Here is a 21,057-nt window from a genome sequence, read left to right as displayed (position 1 = left end):
AGCGGGGGCCAGATTTGAACTGACGACCTTCGGGTTATGAGCCCGACGAGCTACCAGACTGCTCCACCCCGCACCAATAAAACACACTTCAATCTCAGATGAGAATTGGTAGCGGGGGCCAGATTTGAACTGACGACCTTCGGGTTATGAGCCCGACGAGCTACCAGACTGCTCCACCCCGCACCAGAGAAGAGATGCGCATTATAAGGGGCCGCCCTCGCAAGTCAATGAAAGTCTTGAGCAATCCTGTAAGTACTTATTTACAAGGCATATTGAAACCGAAGAGCCTGTCGAATCCGATGCAACCCTATTTGGGAAACAATCATTCCGCTCAACATCAGCAAACAACCAGCTAAAGCAACACCGGACATGACTTCATTCAGGAACAGATAACCAGCAATCACAGCAAATACAGTTTCGAGGCTGAGAATTATGGACGCATGGGCAACAGGTGCCGTTTTTTGCCCAACAATTTGCAGGGTATAGGCAACACCTGTCGACATAATGCCGACATAGGCCAGTGGTATCCATGCACTTTGCACCTGATCCATTGTCCAGTTTTCAAAAACAGCAGCGACACCGAAACAAAGAATAGAACTGGTTAAAAACTGTATAAAAGCCAATGCAATAACATTGTGACGGGGAGCCAGCCAGCCAACTAGCAGAAGATGCCCAGCCCAGAAAAAAGCCCCGACAATTTCCAGCATGTCGCCTTTATTAATAGAGAGATCATCTCCAAGAGTCAGAAGAGCCAAACCAGGCAGAGCCAGAATAATACCAGCCCATGTATCACGACTGGTTTTATTACCGAACATCAACCCCAGAAACGGCACTATCACAATATATAAGCCAGTAATAAACGCCGCCTTGCCCGCCGTCGTATATAGCAACCCCATCTGCTGCAACCCTGCCCCGACCATTAAAATACAGCCCATGGCTGCGCCACCTGTCCAGGTAGTGCGGGTGAACACTGGGCCGGATCGTCGCTGGAAAATCAGTAAGGGGAGAAGAGCAATCGTGCCGATAAGAAAGCGAACCGCATTAAAAGCCCACGGTTCCAAATAATCCATACCCACACGCTGGGCAACAAATGCTGAGCCCCAGATTAACGCGGCAAAAACAAGCATGCCGTCTGCAAAAAAAGTACGCTGATTCATTCTTACTTCTGTATCTTTTAAGTGTTCTACCCATTCTCAACGGATAGTAACGAGATGAATCAGCGGTAACAATGAGCTGCAACAGAAATCTGTGGCTTTCCCTTATGTCTAACCTACCTGGCAATAGGCAAGAGCTCTTCTTCCTCCACTGGCGTACTGATTGGAAGAAGCTCTTCATCCATCGGGAGAAGTTCTTCTACTTCTTCACTTTTCTGACGCTCTTCTATTATTGAAATACTCTCCTCTGGCTTAACATTTCCCTCTCCCTCTTCAGTTGCTTCCTCGCCATGAACCAAACCCTCCACAGCGAGCGCTCTCGAGTAATTAATCACTCGAGAGTACAGCGGAATATCCTCTACTTTAAAACGAAACTTATTCAGATCACTTAACAGGGAGAGCTCTTCTGCAAAATTTTTCAAACCCGATAAATCATGAATACGGGCATAAACCTGACCACTCTGATGTTGGGTCACATCCTTAATATAGAGCTTGCTTTTGCACAGAAGTAATTCAAAACGGAAATTTTGTTTAGCAGGATACCTATCATCAAGCAGTTCCAAAGTGAAACGTCCATGACCGGCTCCAGCCACTGTTTTGAAAACATCAACCAGACTTTTCACATCATCATTTGCCAGCATGCTGTTTTGATAGACTGGAGACGTCATATATAAAGCCCCTGCATTTTGACATTTTGCCGTTACAGCATCAGAGTCTTTTTGATTCAGGGTCATCGCATGATTCTTGAACAAAGGCTGGTAAATCATCTTCCGAGCCTTCTCAAGAGCAGGTGTATGATCCTTGAGCTGAGCCAGAGCAGTTTCTCCCTTTACTTTTTGATCCAGCAGGCTTCCGTAGTCATTCATATACAGCCAGCCGTTCCAGAATCCCTGACGAATATGGAAAACGACAGATGACGCAAAAGCAGCAACCCCAATACCAGCCACAGCTGGAGACCATAGCGGTAGAGCAGCAAGAACCAGAGCATGACTGCCCAGCCAGAGGTAATAGCTGTAATGACCGTTGCTATTTACAACCGCTACCGAATCATCAAAACCCCGAGTAGTCAGAGCCAGGGTCGCCCTCGCATTCACATAATCCTCAACTCCCCAATCTGCGACCTGACTGTATATCTGCAGCAACTCAGATTCATTACGTAGATAAATCTCTGGCTCTTTCAGGATTTCTGAATAACGCATATCCCGCCAGCGACTGAGTAGGCGAAAATCGCGCAGAGCCGTTTGCTCAACACCGTTGGGAGTCATCACTTCACCGTACACACTTTCTTTTTCCTGCTGAACAGTCTGGGGAAGCCCAGTGTGTAGTGCCATACGGGCATGCCCAAAAACACGCGTCGGTTGTTCTGCAATGGCAGAACAGGATGCCAGTTGCACTAACCCTGTGAAAAGAGCCCGTACCATGAGACCGTTAGACATCTGTGATCTCCTTTCCATCTTCTGTGAATTGTAAGTACTAAGGCTTCGAGAGGAGAAAAAGGTTCGGATGCAACATTGTATTTTCGAGTGCTTAGTGTTTCCTGGTGTAACGGCAGGTAATAAAAAACCCGCACTACATCAGCACGGGTTTTATAGATAGCGCATTTGAACCGAAAAATTCAAACTGTTACCAGCCTTTTACAGCTCCACCTTTAAAGAGGTCATGGGCAGTCTGCTCAACCACTTCACTCTGGTAAGCGGTAACCAACTTGACAATACGAGGGTCATCTTTGTTATCGATACGGGAAACCATCAGGTTTACGTAAGGAGATTCTTTGCCCTCAACCAACAGCGCCTTCTCAGGAGTGAGACCTGCTGGAATAGCATAGGTGTTGTTAACAAAAGCCAGATCCACGTCAGGCAAAGAGCGTGGCAGCTGAGGAGCTTCCAGTTCAATAAACTCTAGTCCTTTGGGATTTTCAACAATATCCCGAGGCGTTGCATTCAGGTCATTCACATCTTTCAGCTTAATGAGACCGGTGTGATGCAGAAGGATCAGGGTACGACCTTCATTACTTGGGTCATTCGGAATCGCCACTTTACCGCCATCGGCCAACTGCTCCAGACTCTCCAGCTTGTCGGAGTAGGCTGCGATTGGGTAAACAAAGGTATTCGCTACCGCTGCCAGCTTCAGGCCACGATCATTAATCATGCTGTCCAGATAAGGCTTATGCTGGAAAGCATTCACATCAATACTGCCATCAGACAGGGCAACGTTAGGAGTAATGTAATCCTGGAACTCAACCAGCTCAGCTTCCAACCCGGAATCAGCCTTGGCTTTATCCAGAGCGGCTTTCATAACGTCAGCTTCTGGGCCAGACATTACACCCACTTTCAACGGCGCGGTCTCATCAATTTTGGGGGCAGTACTGTCATCACTGCCACAGCCAGCCAGAATCAAGGCACTGGCAGCAACAACCGCACCAATAAGCTTTTTCAAATCAACTACAGGTTTCATACTGCTCTCCTGATATCTTGTGTATTCAATACTTTTGCTTTTATTTCGCTCTTATAAACAGCCATGAGCGGAAAATGCCCACCTCAGGACATGAAAATGCTTGGATATTTTCATGTAAAAAAGTAGAAGAGCTGTTTATTTATGCTCGTAACGGGCCTGTAGTCTTTCTCCAGCAGACTGAATCAGCTGAACAACCACTATCAGAACAATTACAGTGGCAATCATAATGATTGGATCAAAACGCTGATAACCATAGCGAATACCCAGATCCCCCAAACCACCGCCACCAATGGCTCCCGCCATAGCGGAATAACTCACCAACGTAACCAGAGTGAGAGTCATACCATGAATCAGCCCTGGCAATGCTTCCGGCAGCATCACTCTGGTAACAATCTGTAGAGGGGTAGCCCCCATAGATTCAGCCGCTTCCACCAGCCCGGAAGACACTTCATTCAAAGCTCCCTCCGCAATCCGGGCCACGAAAGGAATCGACGCCAAACTCAGCGGAACAATAGCTGCAGTTGTACCTATGGAAGTTCCAGCAATCAGCCGGGTCAGTGGAATAATCGCCACCATCAAGATAATAAACGGTACTGAGCGTGCAGCGTTCACAACTGTGCCAAGAGCCCGATTCAAAAGCGGACGCTGCAGAATCTGCCTGGGGCGGGTAACGTGCAACAGCACTCCCAAGGGAATACCTAAAGCCGCGCTGACCAGACCAGATACCGCCACCATATAAAGAGTTTCCAGAAGAGACTCAAATAGCAAAGACCATGCATCAGCTGACATAACCAACAACCTCCACCTGCAGATCGTGCTTCTGCAAAAATGCCTGAGCGTCCTGCACGCCCTGCTCTTCACCCACAACATCAACCATCAGAAAGCCCATGGTTTTGCTGTGAACAGTTTCGATATCCGCCTGCAGAATATTAAAGTCCACCTGACACAGGCGGGCCGCTTGGGTAATTAATGGCTGAACAACATTCTGCCCCACAAAAGTAATACGCAGTACAGGGCGACTGCCTTCTACATAGCCCTGACGAAACTGATGACTGATATCTGACGCAGGTTTTTCATGAATAGCCGCTCGCACAAACTCACGGGCCAGCTCTGTTTGGGGAGCCACAAAGAACGATTCCACATCATTCTCTTCAATCACACGCCCCTGACTGAGTATTGCCACCCGATCACAGATAGATTTCACAACATCCATCTCATGGGTAATCAGCAGAATGGTCAAACCCAGCTTTTTATTGATGTCTTTCAGCAGATTAAGAATAGAAACTGTGGTTTGCGGATCGAGAGCGGAAGTCGCCTCGTCGCAAAGCAACACCTTAGGCTGACTGGCCAAAGCCCGGGCTATGGCAACACGCTGTTTCTGCCCACCAGAAAGCTGGGCGGGATAGCTGTCTCGCTTATCCACAAGTCCAACCAGTTCCAGCAGCGGCGCGATAGCATTCTCAATGTCAGAGGATGATTTTCCTGCCAGCTCCAAAGGCAGAGCAATATTCTGAAATACTGTTCGGCCGGAAAGTAGATTGAAGTGCTGGAAGATCATACCGATTTCACGGCGGGCACTACGTAGCTCAGCCGGAGAAAGTTCGATCAGATTCTGACCGGCAACCAGGACTTCACCAGATGTTGGAGATTCCAGTAAATTGGCACAGCGAATCAGGGTACTTTTACCCGCACCACTGGAACCGATCACACCATAGATACAACCTTCGGGAACATGGAGAGAAATGTTGTCCAGCGCATGAACCGGACCGCTTCCTCCCTGGAAGGTTTTGCTAATACTTTTAAATTGAATCATTGCAGCTCCGCATACAACAAAAATTGCGGGGCCAAAGAGATGAGGGGCAGATACAAAAAAACCACTCAATTGTCAGCGAGTGGTTTTGCAAATGCTATCGTGCAAACACAATCTCTTTAGCGGTTTTTATATAAGGCGCCCGCAAGCCGAAGTTACAAATCAGCGCCTGGCCACAAGTTACGGTTTATACCGACTCTCTGTCAACCAAACCGATATGAGTATTTGTACCTATTTTTGAGATTTTGCTGATTCTAAACAGAAACAGCGTACATTTGTTGCTCAAAGACACGCTGTTTATTCGGCAAAAAACCTTGATAGCAGAATAAATCACTTCAACGCTTTAACCACCATTGACTCCAGATCTACAGCAGGATCATGAGTGTGAATACGCTTGCCATTAACAAAAAATGTAGGTGTTCCGGTTACTCCATAAGTACGACCAAACTCAGAAGCCCTGGTTACATAATCACTGGAGTTACTACTATTCATACAGGCCTGAAAAGTTTTTTTATTCAGCTTGAGAATGCTGGCAATTTGGGCTGCAGAATCCAGGCCTAGATCTTTCTGCATATCGTAGGCTTTGGCATGATATTCCCAGTATTTGTCCTGCTGACGGGCACAGTAAGCACCAGCCACCACCTTCTGGGAAATACCGGTCTGTGTTTGAACAACGGGGAAATCAATATAAACGACCTTGACCTTATCGCCGTATTTTTTCAACAGATCATCAACAGCTGTTTTGGCTTTCTTGCAGTAGCCACAGCGGTAATCCGCAAATTCAACAACTGTGACCTTGGCCTCCTTCGCGCCTTTTGCCGGGAAAGGAGTCAGGTTCATGGTGAAGACGGGAGACTCTAACTCAGGCAGTTTCAGCTGGAAGCCATTCTCTTTCTTAGCACTGTTAATCAGCTGCTGGGCTTTCTCCTGCATACGCATGGTGATTAGCTGCTGCTCAATATAACCCTTCACCTGCTCAAGAGGCGCGCCGATGCGATCTTTGTACTGGTTATACAGCGCTTCAATATCGGCATCGGTAACAGGATCTACCTTTAATAGCTCGGCACGGGTTTCGGCGCTAGAGTTATCTTTGCTGGCTGCCAGCTTATCAATATAAATATCCATCACAGCTTGATCCAACACCCCAAGCTGTTTGTCTCTGGCTTCCTGTTTGGTATCAAAAAAACGCTGCTGCAGCTCAGGCTGCAAGTCTTTAAACTGATAGTCCTTACCACCATAGGAAAACAACACATCCTGATTGGCAAAACTGGCTGATGTCGCAAATACTGCCGCTGTCGAAGCAGCGATTAGGAACTTCATCATAGAAGGAATCACATTGTTAACGGATGATGAAAAGCAGGTAAGTGTAAACTCACCTGCTCAAAACACTACCGAGATTAGTCTGAGATTTACTTAAAAGAGTTTTTCCTGCGTAAAAGTCGCAACGAATTCATTGTCACTAACGCAGTTGCCCCGGAATCAGCAATCACTGCCAGCATCAGGCCGGTAAGTCCTGTCAAACTGGTCATCAGGAAGACAACTTTCAGAGCAATAGCAAAAATCACATTCTGACGCACAACCTGCATGGTGGCCCGGGACAGGTCGATCATATCGGCCAGATCACGCACCCGTTCATGGGTCAGAGCAGCATCAGCCGTTTCCAGGGCAACATCCGTTCCGCTGCCCATGGCAATACCCACGTGGGCGCTCTTCAAAGCTGGAGCATCATTGATACCATCACCAACCATGGCAATCGGAGCGTGTTTCTCAAGAGCACGAACTTCTTTCACTTTATCTTCGGGAAGCAGTCCTGCCCGGAAATCCATTTCCAACTTTTCGGCAATGGCCGCCGCCGCTCTTGGATTATCACCTGTCAGCATTATGCTGGAGACTCCAAGAGCGTTCAGTCGCTGAATGGCTTCCTGAGAATCTGCACGCAGGGTATCGCTGATTGCAATAACGCCAATAAGTTCACTGTTATGGGTTACCCCAACAACGGTGTAGCCTCTCTCTTCCAGATCAGCAATACACTTTTCCGAGTTACTTACTGAATTGATTTCACCAGCCAGATACTTGGGAGAACCCACGACAATTGTCGCTCCATCAATTTGACCACTAACTCCTTTGCCGGCCTGGGCACTAACATTATCTCCTGGAGTCATCTCCAGCCCATCTTTCTTAGCCTTGCGAACGATAGCCTGTGCCAGAGGGTGACGGGAGCCATCTTCCACCGCCGCAGCCATGGACAACACACTATGCTTTTCGCAACCAAAGGCAATGACATCCACAACCTGAGGGCGACCTTCCGTTAATGTGCCGGTCTTATCAAAAGCGACCTGCTGAACTTCTCCCAGTTGTTCCAGAACAGCCCCACCTTTAATCAGGAATCCTTGACGGGCTGCACGGGCCAGACCAGATGTAACAGCGGCTGGTGTGGAGATCACCAGTGCACAGGGGCAGGAAATAAGCAGAAGAGTCAGCCCGCGATAAACCCATGTTCCCCAATCGCCGCCCAAAACCAGAGGTGGAACGACAACAACCAAGGCTGAAATCGCCATCATAAGTGGCGTATACCAACGGCTGAATTTATCAATAAACCGCTCGATAGGCGCTTTACTTTCTTCAGCTTCTTCAATCAACCGTACGACACGGTCAATGGCATTATTTCCAGGTTCCGAAACAACTTTGAGGCGAGCAACACGGTCCGCACAAAGACTTCCTGCCATGACTGTTTCGCCTGTTAAGCGATCTACCGGCACCGACTCACCGGTCAAAGAGCTTTCGTCAAAGCTGGCTGCATCGGTAATTAACTCACCATCCGTTGCCAGACGGTCACCAGGTCGAACTTCAACAATATCCTCAGGCATCAACTGACTGGCAAGAATCTCTTCTTTAGTTTCCTCACCATTGGCACCGATGATAATACGAGTCATTTTGTCCGGACTGAGAGCCATAAGACTTTCTACACCTTGACGTGCTCGATTTGCTGCCAGGCCTTCCAGATGTTCACCGATCATAAACAACAGCAGAACCATACCAGCTTCAAGGGTTTCACCGAGAACCAGAGCACCAAGTGCAGCAACGGTCATCAGGGTTTCGATACCAAAAGGGGTACCGCTGCGCGCCTGACTTAAAGCCTTTTTACCAATAGGGAAAATGCCAAACAAAGCGGCAAGAGTAAGAACCCATCTCCCTATTTCAGGCTGGACACTATTTACCAATGCTCCGAATCCAAGAAGCAAACCAAACACCAGAATGGATGCATATTTTTTGAAGAAGTTTTGCTCAGATTCAGCAGGAGCTTGCTCACCAATATCTGTGAGCCGATAACCCAGGTTATCAATACAGGTCATAACGCCATTCACATTGGCGCTACCCGCGGTGAACTCGACTTGCAGACGCATGGTGGAAAAGGAAACATGGGCTTTTACAACACTATCAACACGGGTCAGTGCTGTTTGAACTTTCTTAACGCAGGAGGGGCAATCAATACCGGAAATATGCCAGCAGCGGATATTAGAATCTGATAGCTCCGACTCAGGATCCTCATCTTCAGCACCACTACCACAACATCCACCAGCTTCAGAACTCTGGCCGTCACTGGAGGATACCGCCGTACCAGCAGATGCTTCCTGAACAGTCGCATAACCGTGTTCGTGGTAATGAGCGGTGTGACAACCACCACTGTTACAGCAATCAGATTTCATCGAAAACTCCTTACTATGATGAAATAGAAAAGCATGAATATTAATTCATATACTAGGTTGCGTAAAAATCCTGTGCAATACACATTCTGAATATCTTTACATTTCAGGGATATAGGACTTTAGGAGAAGAAACTCTGGAATCAGGGTCAATTCCAGAGCAGAAAGGAGCTTACTGGTGATCTTCCCGGACATGAACAATCAAATCCTGAAGAACATGGCGGATATGATCATCATCCAGTTCATAAAAAACCTGCCGCCCTCTTTTGGTGGAGCGAAGTACACGCATTTCTCGCAGGGAGCGTAGGTGGTGACTGGTAAGCGACTGGGACAACCCAGCCACTGCTGATAAATAACAAACGGCCCGGGGTTCATTCATACAGGCAACTACCATTCTCAGTCGCCCTTCATCCCCCAGTACTTTGAGAATTTTTGACAGCCCTGTGTATTCCTCATCGTTCAGCGTGACTGGTTGCTGGCCTGTCTCACAATCCATGGCTGTCTCCATTCCTCAGGGCTTATGCTCTCTGGCCAGATATTCGCTGGATTGCATCTCCTGTAGCCGGCTCAGGGTACGCTGAAATTCAAACTCCAGCTTGCCTTCGGTATACAGTTCCAGCAAAGGCGTGGCACCAGACATAATCAGTTTAACGCCCCGATCGTAAAACTCATCCACCATATTGATAAAGCGACGAGCCATATCATCAGTCGGTCGCCCCATCTGAGGAACATCAGACAGCAGAACGGTGTGAAATTCCCGAGCCAGTTCTATGTAGTCATTCTGACTTCTTGGACCATCACAGAGCGCTTTAAAATCAAACCAGACAATGTCTTCACACACTTTAAGGTAATGGATTGACCGCCCTTCTATCTCAAGATGATGATTTTCCCGAACCTGAACTTTATCTGGAGACAGCGCCGAAAAATCTTTTTCCATAGCGGTTTTGGCTTCCAGACCAAGGGGAGAATGGTAAAGCTTTGCCTGCTCAAGAACACGCAAACGGTAATCAACACCGCCATCGACATTCACCACATCAGTGTATTGATTCAACAGGTCAATAGCGGGAAGGAATCGCGCGCGCTGCAGGCCATTTTTATACAAGCCATCCGGAACAATATTACTGGTGGCTACAAGGGTCACGCCGTTCTTAAACAACTCTTCCATCAAACCGGCCAAAATCATGGCATCAGTGATGTCTGACACGAAGAATTCGTCGAAACAAATGACTTTGGCATCATCAGCTAACCGGCGAGCCACAATGATCAGCGGATTTTTCTCCCCATCAAGGGTTTTCAGTTCCCCATGTACACGCTTCATAAATCTGTGAAAGTGCGTACGCATTTTATTTTCAAAAGGCAGGCAATCGTAAAAGGTATCCACCAAGTAGGTTTTACCACGGCCAACACCTCCCCAGAAATAAATGCCTTGGCAAGGTTCAACCTTTTTACGCCCAAAGGATAAAAGGGATTTTAAACCACTCTTTTTCTGGTCCGCTGCCAACAGGTCATCATAAAGCCGCTGAAGATGCTTGACCGCTTCTTCCTGAGCCGGGTCGTGAACAAAACCGTCCTGTTTCAAATCCTGCTGGTAATGCTCGAGAGGCGTCATGCTGTTCTTTTTATCTGCGTGAATATTCTGGGGGGCACACTTTACCGTGAAGCGTATCAAGACTCTACCCCACCACTACTGCTGTAATTTTGGGTATTATTGCCCAGCCAGGCAGCCACTCTCCAGGAACAAAACATACAGTTACCCAGAATCTCTATACAGTGACCAGAAAAGGCTATAAGTTAGGGCACACAAGATACGTTTAACCTGAGGCTGGACTGTGGAGATATCGAACCTGCTTTGGAGCATTGGCGGAGTGGCCTTTTTTACCGGCCTCGTCATTGGCGTTGTTTTATACCACTTCCTGGTAGGCGGCCGCCCCGGTGGAAATACCCGCGCCCGCGTAGCAGAGCTTGAAGCGGAACTAAAGGATTACCGGAACAAGGTGTCTGATCATTTCAGCACCAGCGCCCATCTGGTTAACCGCCTGACTGAAACCTACCGTGATGTTCACGAACATCTGGCCACCAGCGCCAGCGAATTGTGCATAGATGAATTAACTCGTCATCGCCTGAATGATTCCCTTCTTGGAACACAGGCCATCAGCAACAAGGCGATTCCTACAGAGCAGCCCAAGGATTACGCGCCAAAGAACGAAGCCGATGAAGGTACTCTTTCCGAAAACTTCCGTGTGGCTGACCCACAGAAAAATGCAGGCAAAGACTCCGCTGCGTAATTGAAGCAGATACAAAAAAGGCCGCCAGATTTGGCGGCCTTTGTTATAAACAGCAATTACTCTTGAGAATCGAGATACTTCTCAGCATCCAGCGCGGCCATGCAGCCGGTTCCTGCAGAAGTGATGGCTTGACGGTAAATGTGATCCATAACATCACCTGCTGCGAACACACCTTCAATAGAGGTTTGGGTCGCATTACCTTCTGAACCACTCTGAACCTTCAGGTAACCGTCTTTCATATCCAACTGGTCGACAAACAGCTCAGTGTTTGGCGTATGGCCAATAGCAACAAACACGCCATCAACAGCGATGTCTTTGGTAGAGCCGTCCTGAGTGTTCTTGATACGCATACCCGTGACACCGGCATCATCTCCGAGAACTTCATCCAGAGTCGCATTCAGTTCGAGTTTGATATTGCCGCTCTCGACTTTATCCATGAGTTTCTTTACCAGAATTTTTTCGGCTCGGAATTCTTCACGACGGTGAACCAAAGTCACAGTTTCAGCGAGATTAGAGAGATACAGAGCTTCTTCAACAGCGGTGTTGCCACCACCAATCACAGCTACAGGCTTTTTACGGTAGAAGAAACCATCACAGGTGGCACAGGCAGAAACACCTTTACCCTTAAAGGCTTCTTCACTGTCCAGTCCAAGATAGCGGGCACTAGCCCCGGTGCAGATAATCAAAGCATCACAGGTGTACACACCACTATCACCTTCCAAACGGAAAGGACGCTGATTCAGGTCTGCTTTGTTGATATGGTCGAAAATAATTTCGGTATTGAAGCGTTCGGCATGAGCCTGCATCCGTTGCATCAAGTCTGGGCCTTGCAGACCTTCCACATCACCGGGCCAATTATCTACATCAGTAGTTGTGGTCAACTGACCGCCCATCTGCATGCCAGTGATCAGAACAGGCTCAAGGTTGGCTCGGGCCGCGTAAACGGCTGCAGTATAACCGGCTGGGCCGGAGCCCAGAATCAGCAGGCGGATGTGTCTATTTTCACTCATTATTCACTCCCCGTATCAAAAGGCTCGTCTGTGAGCCTTGATAAAACTGTCACAACGCAAAATTGTCGGACATAATAACCAGCTGATCTTTCCGGAACCAGTCGAGAATATCTATCGCTGTTATTCAGACTTTGTATCAGCATTAAAAAATTATGAAACAGCATATCCAAACCACAAGCCAGGGTCTCGATTATTTTCTTACTGGGCTGAAACGACTTCCTGAACCCGGCATCCGTGCTTTTGTGATTATTCCGCTACTGGTAAACATTATTGTTTTCAGTGGAATGATCTGGCTCGCCACCAGCCAGTTTTCTGCTCTGATGGATAAAATGATGGGCTGGCTACCAGGCTGGCTGAGCTTTCTCTCTTTTATTGTCTGGCCACTGTTTGCCCTAACCATAGCTGTGGGCATGTTTTTTACCTTCACTGTAGTGGCTAACATTATTGCAGCCCCCTTCAATGGCTTTTTAGCCGAAAAGATTCAGAGGGGGCTCGATCCTGAGTGCATGCCTGAAGGTGGCTGGAAGGATCTTGCCGCATTAATACCCCGGACCATTGTTCGCGAGCTTCAGAAACTCTGGTATTACCTTCCCAGAGCCATTTTCTTTTTTGTTTTATCTATTTTTATACCGATTGTCGGACCGGTGCTCTTTTACTTATTTTCCGCCTGGATGATGGGCATTCAATACTGCGACTATGCTGCAGATAACGAACTGGTGAGTTTTAAAGATATGAAAACGAAGCTGGCTGCACCGCGCATGCAGACCATGCTGTTTGGTGGAATGGTTTCGCTGTGCTCAATGATTCCGCTGCTGAATCTGGTGGTGATGCCGGCAGCCGTGATTGGTGGTTCACACCTTTGGGTGAATAGAAGAAGTCCTGTTTAATCAAGGCTTCTTCTTTGCGTTTTATGGGTGAACTACGGCAGCCTGAGACTGTTGCGTTGCTTCCGATTCCACCCCCCTTCGCTCCAGCTCTTTATCCAATAGATAGATAGTTTTGCGCTGATACCACTTAAAGATGTTGCTATATGTGAAAGCCACTTTAGATGGCAGTGCGGTTGCCTCCTCCCTCTTCCTTCTCATAACGTCATCTGGCCCCGTTCCAGACGCGCCACCAATTTTCAATTCCGTTCTGATAACTCCACCTTCAGATTCAGGAGTGCGGTAAGGCTCAAGAATCTCTTTTGATTGAGTTTCAAGATAAACGGCCCAAATCTTTAATGTTTCAATGTCCTCTGTAGATTTTTGTGTCAAATCAGCCTCAGTAAGATCTATTAATTTCTCTAAGGTTTCTTTATGCCAGTCTCTCACTTTGTCATACATTCCTAGCAACTTACGCAGGCTTGGGAGATCGTCCTTTTCAAACAGGGATTCATCAACTTGGGGAATATCCGAGCTAAGCTCCAACACCGCTTTACAGACTTCGTCACAGCGCTCTGTTAGCGCAGCCCTTCTTGTCCTTGCAAGAGCAAGGTTAAACTCCATAGCCCTTACAATCTGGTCCCGAGTATATTTAGGCTGTTTATTTTCATCCGAAGGGCACTGCCTGACGACCTTTTCCAGATCATAGTGTTCATCGACCTCTGCTTTTTTAAAAATACCACCAACCTTTTGTGTGAGCTCCTGGGTCATCTGCTTACTCTTTACCTGCTGCTCAGCGCTCTCTATCTGTTCCTCCCAAACATCAAAATGAAAATTGAGATTATTTTTCATAAGCTCAAAATCCTGAGCTTTTTCGAAGTCACTGCAAACAAGCCACCGATCCCCCTCAAGCCGTTTCGCTCTGGCAGGTTCAGGAGCAGCCTGTGCGGTTTCTACTCCCGACGATGGAAGGTCACTTTCGCTGAGACTGCGAGAAAGAGATGATGCTCTCTCATGCCTCTCTGTTTTTTTCTTGGGTCCTTCCAGCGGTGAAGGCTGAACTTCACGACGGGGGGATGAGTTTACGTCGTCTCGATAATCTATGGTGCAGTCACAAACTTGCCATTCATGCTCATGCCATTTCACATGAATAACGCAATGCAGGTGTCCTTCTCCTTTGAGGTGTTTGACTTTTCTTTTTTTATGAGCACTGGGAATACAGAACTGGGAAAAGTGCCGATCACACTGAATAGTTATCCTGCCCCCTTCCAGCACAATAATTCTGATGTTCGTGTAATCCTCAAAGTTCGCATCTCGTGTAAGATCCATTTTTCCAGCCAGATGCTGAGTCACCAGCCTTAACAATTCATCCACTGTCTCAGGAGATACCCAGTGCCCGCATAATTCACGGGTTTCAGGAGAGCCATCTATATGCTTGCTAATCGCGTCATCAAACTTCACTGAGCTTTCTGCTCCCTTATAACGATAAAGCACCTCACTTCCTAACACCTTTGACGTATCTTCAATCGCCTTTTCGATAGTGATATGGGACGTGGTAGAATGATGTTTTTTTGCATGCTCCTGAGGAGCACTGATTTGTCTTGCAAGAGTGGGAGGAGGGCTTCCCATTAGCGCCTCACTGTTACCAATCGCAGCAACATGATTTTCCATCAAACGATATTTTTCTCTATTCTTTCCAATTGTGCAGCGAATAGTTAAAGGCGTATGAACGCCAATAATGTCTTTTGGCATGGGACCCCAACATTGGGTCCGTGGAATATCAAGATATTCTCGCAGGCCTTCATATTTATCGCCGACCTTCAGCAGGTGCAAAAACGCACCATAGAATTGCCGTTCATCAACATTGATGTTTGCGATTTCAGCAAAAACTTCCTGACTGGAAGAATTCAATTTCAAAATCAAACGCTCTACAACAATAGATTTTGCTTTCGCCAAAGCCACTGGATCAACCTGTATTGGCAGCTTATTAACTTTAGTAACTACCCCTCCAAGCTTAAGTCCTGTCGCAGCCTTAATCGCCGCAATTGAACCAGATTCAACCTTTAAGAGTTGAGCAAAGCGCAAGAGATCCTGCGGCATTAACCCGTTAACAAATGCTTCAGCAATATCCTGAGCGTAAGCTGAACCACCACCAACACATGAAGACAGCAAGTATTGCGCTTCTCGTACTTCATGAGGAACTTCCTTCACTAGCGGGGGCGCTTCGCTGATAACAGATGGATCTCTATCATCAACCTTAGCGGTGGGTGGTAAAGAAAGTGCGCCATCTTTTGATGGAAGCTGTGACGAAGTTTCTACCGTTACCACTCCCTGACCGGATGGTGTAGAGCCTTTTTTAGCTCCCCCTCCTTCCATAGAAGTATTCAAACTAACTACTGTCGATTTCTCCGTATCAAGCTTTTGCATACCATTTCCCACCATCAGTTCAATGAATCAGATTCGTGGGGTTAGAAGTTTCATCCTCTTCTTAGTTCGTATTTTTGTTATTAATTCTAACCAGAAAGAGCTAATTTCAGTTTCGGTCTCATCATTAACAGTTCCGTTATTCATGAAAAAAACATCAGCTGGCAGCAACTGATGTTTTTCAGAGCTTTTAAATATAACGGTTACTCAATATCCTGCTCAGCACTCCCCACAACAGCTTGGTCAGGCTTTCTAACAATATTTTTGTCTTTTCCTTTATAAGACAGGTTATTAAGAACAAAGCGCATTGCATTTAAGCGGGCACGTTTTTTATCATCAGAGCGAACAACGGTCCAGGGCGCATCACGGGTATCTGTGTAATGGAACATCTGCTCTTTGGCTTTGGTGTAGTCATCCCACTTATCAATTGAAGCTTTATCAACTGGAGAGAGTTTCCATTGTTTTAGCGGGTCAATGCGTCGTTTCTCAAACCGCCTGAGTTGTTCATCCCGGCTTACCGAGAACCAGAGTTTAAATACCTTGATTCCGCTATGCACCAGCATCCGTTCAAAATCGGCCACTTCACGAATGAAGCTCATGTACTGCTTTTTAGTGCAATAGCCCATGACCTTTTCCACACCGGCGCGGTTATACCAGGAGCGATCAAAGAGAACGATTTCACCTTCCGTTGGTAGATGTTGCACATAACGTTGAAAATACCATTGTCCGAGTTCTCGATCTGACGGTTTTTCCAGAGCAACAACGCGAGCACCACGAGGGTTTAAATGTTCGGTCATTCGCTTAATGGTGCCACCCTTGCCAGCAGCATCACGGCCTTCAAAAAGAATAATGACTTTTTCACCACTCTCCTTCACCCAACTCTGCATTTTTACCAGTTCAATCTGTAGAAGGCGCTTTTCTTCTTCATATTCCTTGCGCTTCATTTTAGGTAGGCCTGTTGAAGGAATGATCTGCGCCCCCTTCTTCGCTTCTTTTTTCAAAACAGGAATATCAACCACAGCCTGCTTTGCTGATACAGCCCTGTCTTTGACCTCTCCCATAGGTCCCTCCCTTTTTGTGTTGTTTGTTATTCGTTTTATGATTTAAAACTATCAAATACACAGAAGGGTTCTTTGACGACAATCAAAGAACCCTTCGGAAAATACCTAGCCCGAATATTTCACCAAAATAAGAAGGGCGAGATGACGAAAAATTATTTACGTTTCTTATGACATACCATTTGTGAAACCTTTCATTCTCTCCAAAGCTGCAGGACGAATGGCTGCGAGAGCTTGATCGTAGGCGAGTAAATCTTTCAGTGCGAAATCCATCCTGTCACGATAATAGCTATCAGATTGATCAGTAGGGTTTTCACTTCCCACTACATCACCAACACTACGAATAATCAAATGCTCCGGGAGATAGCAGATACGACTGTTTTTGTAACTCGAACCACGCAATTCAGCAATTACAAAAGCACCTCCCTGCCCGGCAGAAATAGCACACAATAAAGCTGGCTTGTGAGCAAACTGGCCAGCTCCAAACCATGTCAGTAGGTTTTTAATAGCTGGCGGTGCCATACCATTCCATTCCGGAACAACAAACACAAAGGAAGATGCCCCATCGAGTTGAGCACGAATAGCACTCATCTGCTCAGGATCGGAAGCTGGCTCGCCACTCCAAAGGGGAAGAACATTCAAACCAAGATCAAGAACGTCTGCCTCAGCTCCCAGATTCTCCACCTGATGCTTGATATAGTCAGCGACCTTACGGCTTTGGGATACTTTCTGCTGGCTGGCAGCGATAACCAGTACTTGACTCATGGGGGTTCTCTTTATTGTTATTGCACAGGCAATATATCAACCCCGGCTAAAAACAACAGCACCGAGAGCCGATTCATAACCTTATCGCAGACTGAAAATGCCAATTAAAGGTCCATGTTACTTTCACGTTTCTCGTCATTTTCGCCATCTGCACAAGATTATAAACGGGCTCTTATAAAAATATCCGCTAATGTGTAGCCAGCCTTCATCCAATAAAAGAATGGCGGGAGCCCAAAACTTTGAAGTCACAACTTTCTTATCCTAAATACCGTTGGGTCATGCTGGCCACTTTAATGGCCCTTTCTGTGATTATTCAGATGCAGTGGCTGGCCCATGCCGCCGTGGCACGCCCTGCCGAAGCTTTTTACGCCAACCAGATTGAACACCAAAACTGGTTAAATATTGATAACCTTGCTCTGATCTACATGGTTGTTTATGTGATTATTTCTCTGCCCGTGTCCTGGATTCTGGCTCGATTCGGCCTGAGAAGTGGTTTGCTGACCGGCGCCGTTCTCACTGGTCTGTTCAGTATTCTTAAAGGTATGGCAGGTAACAACCTGGCTATTGTGACTGTGGCACAACTGGGACTGGCTATCGCCCAACCATTTATCCTTAATTCCGTGACGACTCTCACCGACCAATGGTTTCCGCTCAAAGAACGGGCACTGGCTGCGGGGCTAACGGTTTTTTCCCAATTCATTGGCATATTACTGGTTATGGTGATTACACCAATGTTGGTTGTGACCGACCCGTCCGACGGTAGCTACGGTAAAGGAATCACAACAGCTCTCAGTCTCTATGGCTATATCTCTGCGGCCGTCTGCCTGGCGGCCTTGACTCTCGTACGCCCACGCCCTGCCATCAAAAACACCGAAGATTTTGATGATCGCACTCCACGACTCTCAGATATAACGAGCCTATTGAAAAACCGGGATATGCTGATTGGTCTGTTTTTATTTATGGTTGGGCTAGGAATATTCAATGCCATCAGTTCATTAACCGATGCCATTAGTGCAAGTATGAATATTGACGATTCAGACGGCTTGATAGCAACCATGATGATGCTGGGAGGTATGGTCGGTTCCATTGTTTTACCAATCTGCTCTGACTACTTTAAGCGACGCAAAGCCGTTCTGGTGTTATGTGTCACAGGAATGCTACCGGGGCTTTCTGGGCTTGCCTTCGCTGGAGATATTTCTTCACAACCCCACATGGTTTATTTCACTGCACTCTGTTCAACAGCCATTCTAGGATTCTTTGTTCTTGGGGCCGGCCCTGTTGGCTTTCAGTATATTGCTGAAATCACACGCCCAGTTCCGGAAGCCTTTTCACAGGGAATGGTTTTACTGGTAGGGCAAATATCAGGTATGGCACTGGTGATATGTATGTCTGTTAACAACCATGTATGGCTGCCAGTTCTGTTACAGGCCTTTGTAGCACTAACCATGATCTGCCTGGCTGCGGTGGCTACCCTGAAAGAGTCTCCAGATATGAACCACGAGTGCTGACAGAATTTCCACAAAGCGTGTGAAACATACTGCTCATTCAGTGTTTATCAAAGTTTTCACAGCTGAAAAATCATCGTTTTTTTATTTCTGTATTGTTGGTGGCAGTGGCTTTCTCGTAGATAGCTCTTTGTTCCTTCCATTGTGGAATTGTCCGACCTTGATATAACAACACTTCGGACAATCACCTTCCGGGGAACAGCCAGCTGGAATTGGTGTTGCAATCGCCTGTTCATATTCAAGGCGCTAACCCACCACAGGTAACTATACTCCGGGAAGCTTCCAGTCGACTGCAACGAACCAGCGCCTCAATCCAGGCCTCCAGAATATTCAGATCAGCGGGTTTTAACTCCCTGCCCCCGTAGCCCCCGGCAAACACCGTAGTCATCCATCACTGGAAGCATCACGTTAAGAAGAATCAGGTCATAAATATTCTCAATACCAAGCGCCACCTCCTGCCTCCCGTCCAGTGCGTAATCGAGTTCATGACCCAAAGTTTCGAATAGTCAGAAATCACGCCAGCTATATCCCGGCTATCTTCAATAGATGACAGTCTCATTTATGTACTCCCTGAGTCTGCAGACAATTAATCAAAGCACGTGAAAGAAATGTCTCTGACATTTTTGCGATCAAGCACCCTCTAAGGTGTGTTCGCACTTAACGGAGTCCATGCTATGAACCCACTGATCAAGTTCCCAGTCAGCCATTCTTTGCCATCGGTAGAAGAGGAACGGATTCTGCTCAGCATCATAGTACCGGCCTATAACGAATCATCTGTCATAGATCAGTTTCATAGTCGGTTAACCGCTGTTTTGGATGGCATGGCAGCGCCTTCGGAAATCATCTACATCAACGATGGCAGTAGTGATGACACCTGGAGAAAGCTACAGGTGCTCCCTGAGAGCAGCAGTGAACAAGTGCTGATATCCCTGAGCAGGAATTTTGGCAAAGAAGCGGCAATGAGTGCTGGCCTTGAGGCCTCCCGAGGGGATGCGGTTATCCTGATTGACAGTGACCTGCAAGATCCACCAGAACTGATCCCGGATATGTTAGCTCAGTGGCGCGGAGGTTATGACATCGTCAATATGCGCCGTCGCAAACGACACGGAGAAAACTGGTTCAAACGCACATCTGCTGCCGCGTTCTACCGCGTACTTAACAAATTGTCCGATATTCATATCCCGGAAAATGTCGGTGATTTTCGCCTACTGAGCCGTCGGGTGGTTGATCATATCAACGCCCTACCAGAAAGAACCCGCTACATGAAAGGCCTGTTTGCGTGGTCGGGTTTCTGCCAGAAAGAAATACTGTTTGATCGTGACCCTCGCTTGGCTGGTAAAACCAAGTGGCACACTTTCAAGCTGATTGGTTTGGCCTTTGAGGGTATTACCTCATTCAGCGTTCACCCTCTGAAACTGGCAACTTTTACCGGAATTTCCATATCTCTGCTTTCTCTGGTATTCGCTTTTGTTCTCGCCTTCAAAAACGTTGCTTATGGAGTCCCAGTTGCCGGTTATACCTCAATGACAGTGGTGATGCTGTTTCTTGGCGGAATTCAACTATTGGCTATAGGGCTGCTTGGGGAATATGTAGGCCGGATTTTTATTGAAAGTAAGCAACGCCCCACCTATTTAACCATGAAGAAAATAACAAAACCTGCCGCAAGCCGACTGCAGAAGGCTCATCTGTGAGCTCAGCTGTGAAGTAAGAACCCTACCCCCCATCCATTGTTCGACTATCCCTGGCTCACACTCGCAGTACCGACCATCAGACTTATCAGCCTTGGCCTTTCCCACTTATGGATACGACCGGGACTCACTGGCTCGCTATGGTGAAATAACTCGCATTATGGCGGAGACAGGGAACTGGGTTCGATGTTTAATTGTGAACACACTCTAGCTAAGTCTCAGGGCAGGCAGCCAAACCGACCCTTTCTCACGATACTCAAGGCACACCAATGATAAAAAATAAACTTTGCCTACAGTCCTGTGCCCCTTAGAATAACGGGTTTCTGAATATAAACGG

General features: G+C 47.1%; 17 protein-coding genes, 1 tRNA gene and 1 riboswitch. Of the genes, 4 read left to right on the top strand and 14 right to left on the bottom strand.

The genetic code is table 11. The features are described from left to right. Positions 1-106: 106 nt before the first annotated feature. From QMA35_RS10470 to zapE, 10 genes are all read right to left on the bottom strand, one after another. Positions 107-183 (bottom strand) — tRNA-Met (locus QMA35_RS10470). Positions 184-260: 77 nt separating this feature from the next. Beyond that, positions 261-1,157, bottom strand: coding sequence for a DMT family transporter (locus QMA35_RS10465; RefSeq protein ID WP_281647098.1), 897 nt, complete (start codon positions 1,155-1,157; stop codon positions 261-263). A 113-nt stretch (positions 1,158-1,270) separates the two neighbouring features. Further along, on the bottom strand, positions 1,271-2,590 hold the full coding sequence (locus QMA35_RS10460; RefSeq protein ID WP_281647097.1) for a hypothetical protein: 1,320 nt from the start codon (positions 2,588-2,590) through the stop codon (positions 1,271-1,273). Positions 2,591-2,777: 187 nt separating this feature from the next. Beyond that, positions 2,778-3,608: a MetQ/NlpA family lipoprotein gene (locus QMA35_RS10455; RefSeq protein ID WP_281647096.1), complete on the bottom strand. Its 831-nt coding sequence runs from the start codon at positions 3,606-3,608 to the stop codon at positions 2,778-2,780. Positions 3,609-3,743: 135 nt separating this feature from the next. Then, on the bottom strand, positions 3,744-4,397 hold the full coding sequence (locus QMA35_RS10450; RefSeq protein WP_281647095.1) for a methionine ABC transporter permease: 654 nt from the start codon (positions 4,395-4,397) through the stop codon (positions 3,744-3,746). Continuing rightward, entirely contained in the window at positions 4,387-5,421 is a 1,035-nt protein-coding gene (locus QMA35_RS10445) for a methionine ABC transporter ATP-binding protein (protein WP_281647094.1), read from the bottom strand. The genes QMA35_RS10450 and QMA35_RS10445 overlap by 11 nt, the downstream gene beginning before the upstream one ends. Before the next feature lie 95 nt (positions 5,422-5,516). Beyond that, positions 5,517-5,597: riboswitch (SAM riboswitch) on the bottom strand. A gap of 151 nt (positions 5,598-5,748) precedes the next feature. Further along, positions 5,749-6,741 carry a thioredoxin domain-containing protein gene (locus QMA35_RS10440; protein ID WP_281647093.1) on the bottom strand — a complete coding sequence of 331 codons (993 nt, stop codon included), beginning with the start codon at positions 6,739-6,741 and terminating at the stop codon, positions 5,749-5,751. Between the two features lie 86 nt (positions 6,742-6,827). Then, positions 6,828-9,125, bottom strand: a complete 2,298-nt coding sequence (locus tag QMA35_RS10435) for a heavy metal translocating P-type ATPase (protein WP_281647092.1) — start codon at positions 9,123-9,125, stop codon at positions 6,828-6,830. A gap of 169 nt (positions 9,126-9,294) precedes the next feature. Beyond that, complete coding sequence (locus QMA35_RS10430) at positions 9,295-9,618, bottom strand: metalloregulator ArsR/SmtB family transcription factor (RefSeq protein WP_281647091.1); 324 nt, start codon at positions 9,616-9,618, stop codon at positions 9,295-9,297. A gap of 15 nt (positions 9,619-9,633) precedes the next feature. Beyond that, positions 9,634-10,731 (bottom strand): cell division protein ZapE, encoded by a 1,098-nt coding sequence (zapE, locus tag QMA35_RS10425; protein ID WP_281647090.1) that lies wholly within the window; start codon positions 10,729-10,731, stop codon positions 9,634-9,636. 220 nt (positions 10,732-10,951) lie between these two features. Between zapE and QMA35_RS10420 the strand changes: the two genes are divergently transcribed. Then, complete coding sequence (locus QMA35_RS10420) at positions 10,952-11,407, top strand: DUF1043 family protein (protein ID WP_281647089.1); 456 nt, start codon at positions 10,952-10,954, stop codon at positions 11,405-11,407. Between the two features lie 56 nt (positions 11,408-11,463). Here QMA35_RS10420 and trxB read toward each other — a convergent pair whose 3' ends face one another. Further along, complete coding sequence (gene trxB / locus QMA35_RS10415; protein WP_281647088.1) at positions 11,464-12,417, bottom strand: thioredoxin-disulfide reductase; 954 nt, start codon at positions 12,415-12,417, stop codon at positions 11,464-11,466. A gap of 152 nt (positions 12,418-12,569) precedes the next feature. Between trxB and cysZ the strand changes: the two genes are divergently transcribed. After that, positions 12,570-13,304 carry a sulfate transporter CysZ gene (gene cysZ, locus QMA35_RS10410; protein ID WP_281647087.1) on the top strand — a complete coding sequence of 245 codons (735 nt, stop codon included), beginning with the start codon at positions 12,570-12,572 and terminating at the stop codon, positions 13,302-13,304. 21 nt (positions 13,305-13,325) lie between these two features. Here cysZ and QMA35_RS10405 read toward each other — a convergent pair whose 3' ends face one another. From QMA35_RS10405 to QMA35_RS10395, 3 genes are all read right to left on the bottom strand, one after another. Beyond that, a complete protein-coding gene (locus QMA35_RS10405; RefSeq protein WP_281647086.1) occupies positions 13,326-15,707 on the bottom strand; it encodes a hypothetical protein in 2,382 nt (793 codons plus the stop codon). Positions 15,708-15,907: 200 nt separating this feature from the next. Next, positions 15,908-16,765: a polyphosphate kinase 2 gene (gene ppk2, locus QMA35_RS10400; protein ID WP_281647085.1), complete on the bottom strand. Its 858-nt coding sequence runs from the start codon at positions 16,763-16,765 to the stop codon at positions 15,908-15,910. A gap of 165 nt (positions 16,766-16,930) precedes the next feature. Further along, a complete protein-coding gene (locus QMA35_RS10395) occupies positions 16,931-17,527 on the bottom strand; it encodes an NAD(P)H-dependent oxidoreductase (protein ID WP_281647084.1) in 597 nt (198 codons plus the stop codon). Positions 17,528-17,766: 239 nt separating this feature from the next. Between QMA35_RS10395 and QMA35_RS10390 the strand changes: the two genes are divergently transcribed. Both QMA35_RS10390 and QMA35_RS10385 read left to right on the top strand, forming a co-directional pair. Continuing rightward, entirely contained in the window at positions 17,767-19,035 is a 1,269-nt protein-coding gene (locus QMA35_RS10390) for an MFS transporter (protein WP_281647083.1), read from the top strand. Between the two features lie 671 nt (positions 19,036-19,706). After that, on the top strand, positions 19,707-20,723 hold the full coding sequence (locus QMA35_RS10385; RefSeq protein ID WP_281647082.1) for a glycosyltransferase family 2 protein: 1,017 nt from the start codon (positions 19,707-19,709) through the stop codon (positions 20,721-20,723). The last annotated feature ends 334 nt before the right edge of the window (positions 20,724-21,057 follow it).

Source organism: Parendozoicomonas sp. Alg238-R29 (genome assembly GCF_947331445.1).
Lineage (GTDB): Bacteria > Pseudomonadota > Gammaproteobacteria > Pseudomonadales > Endozoicomonadaceae > Sansalvadorimonas.
The sequence above is the reverse complement of the archived record's forward strand: the minus strand, read 5'-3'. Positions and strand labels throughout refer to the sequence as shown.